General features: G+C 70.0%; 12 protein-coding genes. 6 read left to right on the top strand and 6 right to left on the bottom strand.

Annotation, left to right across the window (positions count from 1 at the left end; all coding sequences use genetic code 11):
- Window positions 1-29: 29 nt before the first annotated feature.
- The 4 genes from NAG42_RS15840 to NAG42_RS15825 are packed head-to-tail and all read left to right on the top strand — an operon-like array spanning window position 30 to window position 3291.
- A complete protein-coding gene (locus NAG42_RS15840) occupies window positions 30-344 on the top strand; it encodes a hypothetical protein (RefSeq protein ID WP_250031047.1) in 315 nt (104 codons plus the stop codon).
- 9 nt (window positions 345-353) lie between these two features.
- On the top strand, window positions 354-1589 hold the full coding sequence (locus NAG42_RS15835) for an MFS transporter (protein WP_250031046.1): 1236 nt from the start codon (window positions 354-356) through the stop codon (window positions 1587-1589).
- Between the two features lie 26 nt (window positions 1590-1615).
- The gene (locus NAG42_RS15830) at window positions 1616-2554 is read left to right on the top strand and encodes an ATP-binding cassette domain-containing protein (protein WP_250031045.1); all 939 of its coding nucleotides are present in this window, start codon (window positions 1616-1618) and stop codon (window positions 2552-2554) included.
- Window positions 2551-3291, top strand: a complete 741-nt coding sequence (locus tag NAG42_RS15825) for an ABC transporter permease (protein WP_250031044.1) — start codon at window positions 2551-2553, stop codon at window positions 3289-3291. The genes NAG42_RS15830 and NAG42_RS15825 overlap by 4 nt, the downstream gene beginning before the upstream one ends.
- On the opposite strand, the gene NAG42_RS15820 is transcribed toward NAG42_RS15825, so the two are convergent.
- The 5 genes from NAG42_RS15820 to NAG42_RS15800 are packed head-to-tail and all read right to left on the bottom strand — an operon-like array spanning window position 3275 to window position 9477.
- A complete protein-coding gene (locus tag NAG42_RS15820) occupies window positions 3275-6292 on the bottom strand; it encodes an ATP-binding protein (RefSeq protein WP_250031043.1) in 3018 nt (1005 codons plus the stop codon). The genes NAG42_RS15825 and NAG42_RS15820 overlap by 17 nt on opposite strands.
- 47 nt (window positions 6293-6339) lie before the next feature.
- The gene (locus NAG42_RS15815; protein ID WP_250031042.1) at window positions 6340-7233 is read right to left on the bottom strand and encodes a hypothetical protein; all 894 of its coding nucleotides are present in this window, start codon (window positions 7231-7233) and stop codon (window positions 6340-6342) included.
- Window positions 7230-8087, bottom strand: coding sequence for an ATP-binding cassette domain-containing protein (locus NAG42_RS15810; RefSeq protein WP_250031041.1), 858 nt, complete (start codon window positions 8085-8087; stop codon window positions 7230-7232). Before NAG42_RS15810 ends, NAG42_RS15815 begins: the two co-directional genes overlap by 4 nt.
- Window positions 8084-8944 carry a cupin domain-containing protein gene (locus NAG42_RS15805; RefSeq protein WP_250031040.1) on the bottom strand — a complete coding sequence of 287 codons (861 nt, stop codon included), beginning with the start codon at window positions 8942-8944 and terminating at the stop codon, window positions 8084-8086. The genes NAG42_RS15810 and NAG42_RS15805 overlap by 4 nt, the downstream gene beginning before the upstream one ends.
- Window positions 8941-9477, bottom strand: coding sequence for an RNA polymerase sigma factor (locus tag NAG42_RS15800; RefSeq protein WP_250031039.1), 537 nt, complete (start codon window positions 9475-9477; stop codon window positions 8941-8943). The genes NAG42_RS15805 and NAG42_RS15800 overlap by 4 nt, the downstream gene beginning before the upstream one ends.
- 161 nt (window positions 9478-9638) lie before the next feature.
- On the opposite strand from NAG42_RS15800, the gene NAG42_RS15795 reads away from it, so the two are divergent.
- Window positions 9639-10592, top strand: a complete 954-nt coding sequence (locus NAG42_RS15795; protein ID WP_250031038.1) for a hypothetical protein — start codon at window positions 9639-9641, stop codon at window positions 10590-10592.
- Window positions 10593-10851: 259 nt separating this feature from the next.
- Here the strand turns inward: NAG42_RS15795 and NAG42_RS15790 are convergent, their stop codons facing one another.
- A complete protein-coding gene (locus tag NAG42_RS15790; protein ID WP_250031037.1) occupies window positions 10852-12087 on the bottom strand; it encodes an aminotransferase class I/II-fold pyridoxal phosphate-dependent enzyme in 1236 nt (411 codons plus the stop codon).
- Window positions 12088-12189: 102 nt separating this feature from the next.
- Between NAG42_RS15790 and NAG42_RS15785 the strand changes: the two genes are divergently transcribed.
- Complete coding sequence (locus tag NAG42_RS15785; protein ID WP_250031036.1) at window positions 12190-12624, top strand: DUF6174 domain-containing protein; 435 nt, start codon at window positions 12190-12192, stop codon at window positions 12622-12624.
- Window positions 12625-12633: the final 9 nt, after the last annotated feature.

Raw genomic sequence — 12633 nt, 5'->3', positions numbered from 1 at the left:
CGGGTTTCGACCACTTCGTCGGCGGCCACGTGACCCGTCCGGGAACCCCCGAGGACGTACGCGTCCAGCAGGAGTACCTGACCGGCCTGCGCACCACGGCCGAGGCCGCGCTGTCCAGTGTCGACCTGCCGAGCACGATGGCCCCGGTCGACACCACCAATGCGTGGGCCGTCGTCCGCGCCTATCTGGACGCCGTGGCCGCCGCCACCGCTGACGAGGTCGTGCCGCGCCGGCGGGACCGCCTGGGTGGGGCCGACATCTTCACCCTGCCCAACGCCTGGGCCATGGCCGAGTCGCTGCGGCTCGACCTCAACTCGCTGGGGCCGTTCGCCACGGTCCCGTAGCCTGCCCGGGTGACGGAGGCCTGGCGAGCTGATCTCCGGCGGCGGTGGGCGGCGTTCGCGGCCGGTGAACTGGGCAGTGCGCTGGGATATTCGGCTCTGCCCATCGTCGCGGTGCTGGTGCTGGGGGTCTCGGACTTCCAGGTGTCGCTGCTGACCGTGCTGGCCGGGGTGGTCAGCGCGGCGGTGGCGCTGCCGCTCGGGCCGTGGATCGAGCACCACCGCAAGCTGCCGGTGATGGTGGCGGCCGATCTGGTGCGCTTCGTGGCGGTGGGGTCGGTGCCCGCGGCCGCCGTCGCCGGGATGCTGACCTACTGGCACCTGTGCGTGGTGGCGGTGATCCAGATGGCCGCGCGGCTGGCGTTCGACTCGGCCGGGGTGGCCCAGCTCCGTACGCTCGTGCCGGCCGCCCACCGAGCGGAGGCGAACGGCCGCTTCGAGACCACGGTCTGGACCGCGAACGCGGCCGGCCCGCCGGTCGGGGGAGTGCTGATCTCCCTGCTCGGCGCCACCACCACGATGGTCTTCGACGCCATCAGCTTCCTGGTGTCGGCGCTGATCCTGCGTGGCCTGCGCGAGCCCGAGCCAGCGCCGCCCCCGCGTTCCGCCGAGCACCACTGGCTGCGGGAGCTCACCGCGGGCTGGCGCCACCTCCTCGGCCACCGCGGGCTGGCCCTGCTGTTCTGGAACTCGATGATCTTCGGGGGCTGCATCATGGCCCTCATGCCGTTGCTGACGGTCTTCGTGCTGCGCGACCTGGGCTTCCCGGCCTGGCAGTACGGCCTGATCACCGGCGTGGCCGCGGTGGCCGGCATCCTCGGCTCGCTGCTGGCCAAGCCGATCGCCCGGCGGATCGGTGCGCACCGGCTGCTGCTGCTCGGGGGCGTCGGCCGCAACCTGTGGCTCGGCCTGATCCCGCTCGCTCCGGCCGCTCCCATCGGCCTGGTCCTGCTGACCGCTGCCGAGTTCCTGATGGTGCTGTTCGCCGGCATGTTCAGCCCGACCTTCGCCACCTACCGCATGAACGCGACCGACGACGCCCACATGTCCCGGGTGGTCCTGGCCTGGTCGATCACCAACAAGGTCGTGCAGCCGCTGTGCATCGCCGCCGCGGGTGCCCTGGCCGCCGTCACGTCCGCCCGGACAGCCTTGACCGTCCTGGCCGCTGTCCTGCTCACCGGCATCCCCCTGCTGCCCTGGCGGACCACCCAGGACGCCGGCCGTGACAGGGGCGTGTCAGGGCGGTGACAGGGGCGGCCCTCATTGTTCGGTGCATGACAACACCAGCCATTGAGGTTTCCGGACTACGGAAGGCCTTCGGGGACAAGGTCGTCCTCGACGGCATCGATCTGACGGTTCCGGCCGGCACGGTCTTCTCGCTGCTCGGCCCGAACGGTGCCGGCAAGACGACGGCGGTCAACGTGCTGACGACGCTGATGGCTCCCGACGGCGGGACCGTCCGGGTCGACGGCCACGATGTCGCCGCCGAGCCGCGGGCGGTGCGCGCCGCGATCGGCGTCACCGGCCAGTTCGCGGCGGTCGACGAGCTGCTCACCGGCCAGGAGAATCTGCAGCTGATGGTCGACCTGCACGGCGTACGGGACGGCAAGCAGGTCATCACCGGGCTGCTCGAGCGCTTCGAGCTCACCGAGTCGGCGCCGAAGATGGTCGCCACCTATTCCGGCGGGCAGCGCCGGAAGCTCGACCTGGCCATGACGCTGGTCGGCAACCCGCGGATCATCTTCCTGGACGAGCCGACCACCGGGCTCGACCCGCGCAGCCGCCGCACCATGTGGACCATCATCCGCGAGCTGCTGGCCGACGGCGTGACCATCTTCCTGACCACCCAGTACCTCGAGGAGGCCGACCAGCTGGCCGACCACGTCGCCGTGCTCGATCAGGGCCGGGTGGTCGCCCAGGGCACGCCGGACGAGCTCAAGCGCCAGATCCCCGGCAGCCACGTACGCCTGCGGTTCGCCGGCCCGGCCGAGCTCGACGCGGCCGCCCAGCTGCTGACCGGCGGCGTACGCGACGACGAGAGCCTGACCCTGCGGGTGCCCAGCGACGGCGGCACCGAGTCGCTGCGGACGCTGCTCAACCTGGTGCACGACAACGCGATCCCGGTCGAGGACTTCTCCGTGCACAAGCCGGACCTCGACGACGTGTTCCTGGCCCTGACCGGACGGACGAACGTGGAAGAGGCAACCCGATGAGCGACTCCGTGATCATGCTGCGCCGCAACTTCAAGCACGTCACCCGGAACCCGACCACGGTGTTCAACGCGGTCCTGTTCCCGGTCGTCCTGATGCTGATGTTCGTCTACGTGTTCGGTGACGCCTTCGATGTCGGTGCCGACTATGTGGACTACGCCACGCCCGGCCTCATGTTGCTGGCCATCGTCTACGGGCTGTCCGGCACGTCGACCGCGGTGGCCTCGGACATGACCAAGGGCATCATCAACCGCTTCAAGGTGATGGACGTGTCCCGCGGGGCCGTGCTGACCGGGCACGTGACCACGACCATCGCCACCAACCTCGTCGCGGTCGCGGCCATCGTCGGGGTCGCCTTCGCCCTCGGGTTCCGCTCGGCCGGCGGCTGGCTCGACTGGCTGGGGGTGCTCGGTCTGGTGCTGCTGACCAGTTTCGCCACCGCCTGGCTCACGATCGCCCTAGGACTCGCGGCCAAGACCGTCGAGACGGCCGGCATCGCGACCGTCCCGTTGATCATGCTGCCGTTCTTCAGCAGCGCGATCGTCCCGGCCGACAAGATGGGCCCGGGCATCAGGGAGTTCGCCGAGTACCAACCCTTCACGCCGATCATCGAAACCTTGCGCGGGCTGCTGAACGGCACTCCGCAGATGGGTGACGCGATCGCCGCGATCGCCTGGTGCGTCGCCATCGCCCTGGTCGGATACCTGTGGGCGACGGCCACCTTCAAGAAGCGAGCGTGACCTCGGCCAGCTGACGCCAGTCGGTCAGCCGGCCCTCCCGAGCCGCCTCGGCGAACCCCCCGTCGCCGAGGCGGCTTCGCGCTGCCCGCTCGATCCGGGCCGCGTCCGGGCCGGACCGGTCCTCGATGCCCCGGACGCCCACGCTCGCCGCGAGCAGCCGGGCCGCCTGTCGCGGATCGTCCTGACGCAGGGCCAGATCGGCCACCCCGACCAGGATCTGCGCCGTGAACGGGGCGTAGCCCGCACCGGAAGCCACCCGGAAGGCCGCCACGCGGTGCGCGCGAGCCTCCTCGAGGTCGTCGGCGAGGTAGCCGAGCATGTCGTGGACGACCACCTCGGCGCCGTCACCCAGCACGGCCGTGGCGATGCCGAGTTGCCGTCGCACCTCCCCGGCGTCGCCGCGCCACCGGGCCAGCTCGGCTTTCACGATGGCCAGCTCGGCCAGCGCGTCGGGCCAGGTGACCCGTTCCGCGTACCGCTGAGCCTCGGCCATCGCCGTCGCGGTGGCCGCCTCGTCGCCCAGCAGCCAGGAGAACTGGGCCTGACGTCCGCGCATGCGGATGGTGTCCTCGACCGAGCCGACCTCGATGACGGCGGTGATCGCCTCGTCGAGAAGGTCCCGCGCGGCGGCGAAGTCACCGCGGGCCGCGACCCGTTCGGCCAGCTCGGTCAGGCCGAACCAGATGCCGAACCGCTCACCCAGCTCGCGGAACTCGGCCAGCCCGCTCTCGAGGTGGTGCTCGGCCTCCGGTCCCGGCCGGCCGAGGATGATCCGGGCCTTGCCGGAGTGCAGCCGGGCCAGGGCGCGGATCCACGGATCGTCGTCGGCCAGCAGCGGTTCCCAAGCCGACTCGAGCTCGGCCGGCGCGTCGAGCATGCGTTTCAGGGCGACCACCAGCCCGGTCCACGGGCCGCGCGATCCGTTGCGCAGACCGGCCTCGTACGCCCGGTTGATCCAGTCCGCCGCGACGCGCTCGTCACCGCGGCCGGCGCTGAGAAAGTGCACAGCCAGCGCGTACACGGAGGCCCGGACGTCGTCGGTCACCTCACCGGGGGTCGCGGCGGCCGCGGTGATCAACTCGATGCCCTCGGCTTTGTGGCCGGCCAGCCACCAATACCAGCCCGCGCCGGCCGCGAGCCGCATGGCCTGCTGAGCCTCGCCGGCCGCCAGCGCACCCCGCATCGCGGCGACGATGTTGTCGTGCTCGGCGTCGAGCCGGGCCAGCCACTCCAGCTGCTCGGCCCGGCGCAGATGGGGTTCCGCGGTCTCGGCCAGCTCGATCACCCAGTCGAGGTGGGCCCGGCGCGCGAGCTCCGTCTCGCCGGCCTCGGCCAGCCGATGCTCGGCGTACTCGTGGATCGTGCCCAGCATCCGGTAGCGCGGCGTGCCGTCGCCCGCGGTGACCAGCAACGACTTCTCGGCCAGCGAGGTGAGGACCTCGAAGGCCGCCGGCTCGGCGCAGACCCGCTCGGCTGCCTCCAGCGAAGCTCCGCCCGCGAAGACCGACAGTCGCCGCAGGACGGTCCGTTCCGTCTCGGGCAGCAACTCCCAGCTCCAGTCGATGACCGCTCGCAGGGTCCGGTGGTGGGGCAGGGCCGTCCGGCTGCCGCCGGTCAGCAGGCGGAACCGGTCGTCGAGCCGGTGGGCGAGCTGGTCGAGGGTCATGGTGCGCAACCGGGCGGCGGCCAGCTCGATCGCCAGCGGCATCCCGTCGAGGGCCTGGCACACGCGCGCCAGCACGGCCCGGGTGGCCGCGTCGTCGGCCAGATCCTTGCGGACGTCGGCCGCCCGCTGCCGCAGCAGCTCGACGGCCGAGGCGGTGGCCAGCGGCTCGACCTGCCACAGGGCCTCGCCGGTGATGCCGAGCGGCTCGCGGCTGGTGGCCAGGATCCGCAGCCGCCGGCACTCGCCGAGCAGCCGGTGCGCGAACGCCGCCGCTGCCTCGATCACGTGCTCACAGTTGTCCAGGACGAGCACCGCCTCGCGGTCCCGGATCGCCGCCACCAGCCGCTCGGTGAGCTCGGCCTCCGGCGCCCCGCCGAGCAGCGTGTCGCGCAGCCCGAGGGCCGTGATCGTCGCCTGAGCCACGTCGCCCCCGGCGCCGATGGGAGCCAGCTCGACCAGCCACACACCGTCCGGCAGCTCACCGCCCAGCGCGCGGCCCGTCTCGGTGGCCAGCCGCGTCTTTCCGGTGCCGCCGGGCCCGACCAGCGTGGTCAGCCGGTGGGCGGCGACGAGCCCGCGGACTGCCGCCACGTCGTCGTCCTTGCCGACATAGCTGGTCAGCTCCGCGCGCAGGTTGGTCCGCACCTCGCGGTGCTCGCCCCGCAACAGTGCGACGTTCAAGGCGGACAGCTCCGCCGAGGGGTCGGCGCCCAGCTCGTCGGCCAGCGATTCCCTCGTACGCCGGAAGACCTGCAACGCCTCGTTGCCGCGCCCCGCCGCCGCGAGTGCCCGCATCAGCGCCCCGACGAGCCGCTCCCGCAGCGGATGGGCGGCGACCAGCGCAGTCAGCTCGGCGATCTGCCCGGCGCCGGCGCCCGCCGCGAAGCGGTCCTCGAAAGCGCTCAGCCGCAGCTCCTCCAGCCGGGTCACGGCGGCGTCGAAGGCTTCGCTGCCGGTCAGACCGACATCCTGCAGGGCGCCGCCGCGCCACAGGGCGAGAGCCTCCCGGGGCGCCTTGCCGGTGAGCAGGCGCTCGAACCGCACGGCGTCGACCGAGGCGGGATCCACCGCCAGCCGATAGCCGGCCGGGTGCCCCTCGACCGACCCCTCCGGCAGCACCTTGCGCAGCCGGGAGACCAGGCGGTGCAGCGAGTTCGTGGCGTCGGCGGGCGGCCGGCTGCCCCAGATCCAGTCGACCAGCGTGTCCTTGGTGACCACCCGGCCCGCCTCGAGCGCGAGGGCACTCAGCAGCGCGCGCAGCCGGGCCCCCGGCACGTCGGCGAGCCCGCCGTCGTCCGTGCGGACCTCGAACGGCCCGAGCAACCCGATCTGCACGCGCAAATACTGCCACGGGCGATGTGGGGTCTCCGCGTCAGATCCGGCTAGAAGTCCCACCACGAGCCGAGCAACGACCACGTGCCGCTGTATGCCGGGATCTGCAGGAGGAATCCACCGAGGGCCAGGAATGCCCCGATCAGCCACAGGCCCCTGGTGCGGGCGGGCCGGCCGCTCTGCCGCAGCCCGTAAGCGGTCAGAAGCAACGTGACTCCACAGAGGTAGACGGCCCGCCAGAACACCACGTCCGTGTCCCGGACGACCTCCAGCCACTCCGCCAGGTGGACGTCGAAGTAGACGACCGGCGCGCCGGTGGGGTTATCGGTCACCACGCCGCTCAAGGGGCTCACGTAGGGGGTCAGGAAGTACGCCGGAAACCACCCGCTGATCCAATACAAGCCGAAGAAGATCCAGGTCGCCGCCAACCCGCTCAAGAAGGTGAAAACCGGGGAGGGAACAGTGCGGGCCACAACGATGCCACCGGCGTACGCGGCACCCGTCAAGGAGACGGCATAGATCACGTCGACAACGGTGGGATACACGATCACGGCCGGGCTTCCCAGCGGCATCCCGCCGGCGGCGACGACCAGCAGGACGTTGACGACGACCAGCGCGGCGGTATACCCCATCGGCACGATGCCCGCCAGAAACAGGGCCCGGGTCCGCTGCACTGCGTCCACCGGACGGGCGGCGAACATCTCGTCTATCCGCTCCCCGCCACCCCGAAGCGCCACCATGGCTCCGGCAACGAATGCTCCCAGGTGCAGCGGTGCCCAGAACAGCGTCAGTTGTTCGTACGTTTGAGTCAGCCATTGCTCCGGCGGTGATTGGCCACCGAACCACCGAGGCAGAGACAGGAACGCGGCCGCGACGAAACCCGCCAGCACCGCCGGGTGGTACGTGAGCCGTCTGGCCTCGGCCCAGGCAAGGCCGCGCATCATGACCGGCTCACCAGATGCAGATACCCGTCCTCCAAGGTGGGTGCGGCCAGGTCGGCGCCGGGCGGCGGATCCCCGATGTGCCGGTAGTGCCCATCTGCGGCGCGCCACCAGGTCGCCGCGCGCGGGCCGGGAGCATCGCTCAACCACACATGCCCGTCGGCCGCCGCGATCATCGCGGCGGGACATCCCGTGAACGCTGTTCGTCCGAGGCGAAGCACAACCACCTCGTCGCACAGCGCTGCCACGTCGTCGGTCGAATGCGTCGACAACACGACGGCGTTCTTTCTCGCGACCTCCGAGACGACCTGGCGGAATCGGAGCCGCTCGTAGGGGTCCAGTCCGACGGTCGGTTCGTCGAGCAGAAGAAGCTGCGGATCACCGAGAAGAGCCTGGGCGAGAGCTACGCGGTGCCGTTGACCCCCGGACAGCCAACGCAGGTGTTGGTGCATGCAGTCGGCCATATTCATGATGTCCAGTACGCGGAGGATCTCCGACTGCCGGCGCCTGCTGTCGTTGATCTCCTGCAGAAGTGCCACGTGGTTGACGAAGTCGTACACCGTGTCCCACTCGTGGAAGCCCGGCTGCTGCGGGAGGTAGCCGATACGCTGCCGGATCCGGTAGCGGCCGTCGGGGTCAAGAACATCGTCGCCGAGTACGGTCAGCTCGCCCGCGTCCGGGCGTAACGCTGTGGCGAGGATGCGCAACAGGGTGGTCTTGCCGGCCCCGTTCGGCCCGAGCAGGCCGGTGACGCCGGTCCGCACGGTCAGATCGATTCCGTGCAGGACAGCCCTGCGGCCGAATCGTTTCCCGACACCGGCCAGTCGCGCGACGACGGCGGTATCCGTGGCGTTCATGACGACCTCCGCACCTCGAACGACGTCCTGCGAGCTATCGCGACGACCAGAGCGCCGAGCGCGATCACGGCGAGCAGTGCCTGACCGATCGGCCGGAACAGGAACGAATGCTCGAGCCAGGCCGAGGCTGTGGTCCACCGGGTTCCTCGTACGGTGGTCGCCGCCAGCACCAACCAGGTGGTGGTCACGGCGGTCGCCGCGCGAGCGGTGCCGACGAAGCTGGCCAGCGCCACTGTGAGGCTGGTGAGGGCGATGGCGGGGATGAACCAGAGCAGCGCCACCCGCCCGCGTTCCGGCAACGCCACCGCGAGCAGAGCCGCCACCGGCAACCAGGAGAGGAGTACCACGACGGTCCGCAGCAGCAGCAACCGGAGCACCGGAAGTGGCGCCGTCACCGCTATTTCGCCGGCCGGGTCGCCGCCCCACCCGTAGGAGAAGGCAATGCCGAGCGCCGGCGCGACCGGCGCGCTCACCACGAACATCACCACACCGGCCGGTCCCGGCCCGACCTGCGCCACGAGGACCGCCACGGCCAGCACGGCGAGACCGCCGACAAGCCATGACTGCCGGAGCCGTGGCGCTCCCGCAGTCAGCTTGGCCAGCCCAGGAGACACCCCGAGCGCAGTGAGGAACCGCTCGAGCAGGGTCGGTTGCGGTCGGTCGATCTGGTCCAGGATGACAGCCAGGCTGTCGTCGTGCCGACGTCTCGCCGGAGCCTCACTCTGTGCCAGTCCGGCCAGCTTGGCACGACACATGCCGCATTCCAGCAGGTGCGCCTCTACGGATCCGGCCGAGGCGACACCGAGACGGCCCGTCGCGTACGCACCGATGGTGTCCGACTGCAGATGCCAGCTCATAGCAGTGCCTCTCGTAGCTGATTACGGGCGCGCATCAACCTGGTACGCACAGTGGCCGCCGGCACCTGCAGCAGGCGGGCCGCCTCGCGGCTGTTCAGCCCGTCCAGGACCACGGCTTGGATGACTGCTTTGAGTTCCGGCGACAGCCCATCGACGGCCCCGCCCAGATCGCCATGTTCGATACGCAGCAACACCTGATCCTCGGCCGAGGGAGTCAGTGGCGTGTTGACGACAATCGGCCACGGCACGGGTCTTCGCGGCCGGAGCGCGCCGATCAATCGTCGGAAACCTATTCCCCAGATCCACGCGGGCACCTGCCCGGCGCCGCGATAGCCGCCCGGTTTGCGCCACACCGCGACGAAGGTGTCTTGAATGACCTCCTCGACGAGGCCGTCGTCCCCGCATCGGCGACTCAGCCGGGCGCGAAGCCACGGCGCATGTCGCTCGTAGAGCTCCCGGAGAGCACCTCGGTCTCTCTGGGCGATCGCCTCGAGGAGTTCGTCGTCGGGGCGGGCCTCCTCACCGGTGTCCATGTCTCTCTGTATCGGTTGGTCGGTACGGGTGTTCCCGGCGACGTCCTCGATCGATTGACACCATCCGCGAAACCGGATCGCTCTCGGCGTGAACAGGAGGTATTGCCGGAGGCGACAGGGAGGCGACCCGTTCAACTCGGTAAGGCAGAGGAAGGCCCATCATGTCGACCGTCACCGCGAGCATGTCGTTGCCGGCTCCCGCTCACCGGCCGCGTCACCAGTCCAACTCGTACGCGTGGTCCGTCTTGGAGCGGCTCGAACAGCGATGTGATTCGCACACCGATGCCGAAGATGCCCGCCATACGCTGTCGTGTGTGCGCCGGAACCTGGAAGCGGCGAGGTCCCTTCTGGGTCAACGTCGATCAGTGTCGGACCGGTGGAACGGCAACAGTCTCGATGAGATCTACAGCAGACTTCACCGCGCCGAGGCTGACCTTGTCGAGGTGGCTCGACCGGACCAACTCGCCGGGACTGCTGCTCACGTCCTGTCACGGGTGGCCCACTACCTCGCCGTTGACGACCCGACCCGCAAAAAGGTCGAAGACGGCGACCACGACCGGTTCGTGCTCGCTGAGGGGCTGCGAGCTGCGCACGCCGTCAAGGATCGGGAACACCGGCGCCTGCGAACCCTGCGTAACAAGCTGATCATCATTCTTCCGGTGCTGACGGCCGCGGTCGCCTTCATCGCGATCGCGGGCGCGATCTTCCCCGAGGCCATCTCGCTGTGTTTCGGGAAGGCCGGGGAAGCTCGGATCTGTCCGACCGCGGCGGCCGGGCCCGCGTCCGGTGACGTGTTCCTCGTGCTCATGTTGGGCATGCTTGGTGCCGCTCTGACCGCGGCCGGCTTCCTTCATGCGACGCCGTCGACCGGAACCCCCTTCATCCACGTCTCACTTCTGCTGACGGCGCTCAAGCTGCCGCTGGGTGCGCTGACGGCGGTGGTCGGCCTCCTCCTTGTCCACGGCGGCTTCGTGCCGGGTCTGACAGCGTTGGACACTCCTGGTCAGATCTGCGCCTGGGCCCTGTTCTTCGGAGCAGCTCAGCATGCGGTCAGTCGGTTGCTGGATACCCACGCCCACCGGCTCGAGGACCGGGCCGTCCGGCAACCGCGCTGATCATGTGAGCCGGCGACAGGATGGCCCGGCACCCGCTGATCTGCACGCGCAGAGTAGTCACGGGTGCCCGGGCCGTTCCTGTACGCCGGGCGCTGATCAAAGCGCCCACGGCGAACGTGACCGTGGCAGTCGTGGCCGACCACCGCGGGACGACCGGTGGTGCCGCTCGACGCGTGGATCCGGGCGACCTGCTCGCGCAGCACGGCGAACATCCCGACGGGTACGTGTCGCGTAGGTCCTCCAGCGCGACTGTCACCTCCTACGCGATGGGGCGGCGCTGCCGGGGCAGGGCGGGACGCAGCGCGCCGTCGCGGGCCAGCTCGGTCAGCACGTTGTTGAGCGCGTCGACCTGCTCCTCGGTGTGGGCCGCGGTGAGCTGAACGCGGAAGCCGATCTCGTCGCGCGGCACACCGGGGTAGGGCGCGAGCGTGACGTACTGGCCGGCCGCCCACAGCCGCTCCGAGACGGCGATCAGGTCGTGCTCGGGCGAGATCGGGATCTCCACCACCGGGGTGTCGTGCACGTTCAGCGTGTGCACCCCCAATCCCCGTACGTGGGTCAGCAGTTTCGCCGTCAGCCGGTAGAGATGCCCGCGCAGTTCATCGCCGCGCTTGTCGTTGACGTCCAGGCCTGCCATGACCGTGGCCAGCGAGGCCACCGGCGACGGTCCGGAGTAGAGATACGTCGGGGCGGCCACCTTCAGCTCGTTCTTCACCGCGGTCGGCAGAGCCAGGAAGGCCAGCAGCGACGAGTACGCCTTGGAGAAGCCCCCGACCAGGATGATGTTGTCGTACGTCTCGCCGGCGTGCTTGACGATCGCGTTGCCCCGCATGCCGTAGGGCGAGGTCTCGTCCTCGGTGCGCTCACCGATGACTCCCATGCCGTGCGCATCGTCCACATAGAGCAGTGCGTCGTGCTCCCGGCACAGCTGGGCATACTTCGGCAGGTCCGGGATGTCACCCGTCATGCTGTTGACGCCGTCCATGCAGACCATGATCGGGCGCTCGGTGGCCTCGCCCAGCAGGCGCTCGAGTTCCTCGAGGTCGCCGCTGCGGAATCGCTTCATCGTCGCGCCCTGACCGCGGGCGAACACGCAGCCGTCGTAGATAGTGCGGTGGGCGCGGCTCTCCATGATGACCGTGCCCTTGCCGATCAGCGCCGGGATCACGCCGAGGTGGATCTGCGAGATCGTGGGCAGCAGGAGGACGTCCTCGGCGCCGAGCAGGTCGGTCAGGCGCTCCTCGAGCTGGGGATAGAGCCGGGGGCTGCCGAGCATGCGCGACCAGCTGGGGTGCGTGCCCCACTTGCGCAGCTGCGGCTCGACCGACGAGATGACCTCGTCGTCCAGGTCGAAGCCCAGGTAGTTGCAGGATGCCCAATCCACCAGCCAATCCCGGCCGATGCGGATCCGGCGCCCGTCGATCTCCTCGATGACGGCGTCGTACATCCGGCTGTTGACCCTGAGGTCCTCGATGTCGTGAGTCTGGGCCGGCACGTGGTACCACCTTTCGTGTTACTGGATCATCAATCGCCCTACCCTCGTGATCGTCGATCAACCCGCCGGAACCCGCCAGGCCCGCCCGCCGTCGTAATTCGCATGATCCTGGACGTACGCCGGTGGACCGCCATCGCCGCAGCTACAGCAACCCTTGCCGGCTGCGCCGGAAACCCGGAAAAGTCCGCGGTGTGGGAAGAACCACCCCGCTACACCTACGACCTGATGTCGACGTGTGGTGAGCGAGCACTCATCGGGCGTTACCGGATCACGGTCGAGGACGGCAAGGTCACCAAAGCCGAGGGACTCGACGAACCGACTCGCCGCACTGTCGCCGATTTGCCGCGTGACGCCATCCCCACGCTGAGTCAGCTGATCGACGAGCTGAACGCCGCCCGATCCGCCGGCGCCGCCACCGCCGACCTCGAAACCGACCCGGCGACCGGCCATCCCACAAAGATCACCATCGACCCTGAGCCCCACGCCATCGACGACGAGTCCTGCTACACCATCAGCGCCCTGAAGCCCGCACCGTAGCCGGAGCGC

It is taken from the genome of Paractinoplanes maris (assembly GCF_023544465.1).
Taxonomy (GTDB): domain Bacteria; phylum Actinomycetota; class Actinomycetes; order Mycobacteriales; family Micromonosporaceae; genus Actinoplanes; species Actinoplanes maris.
Note: the sequence above shows the minus strand (reverse complement) of the source record. Positions and strands in the feature narration are given on the sequence as shown.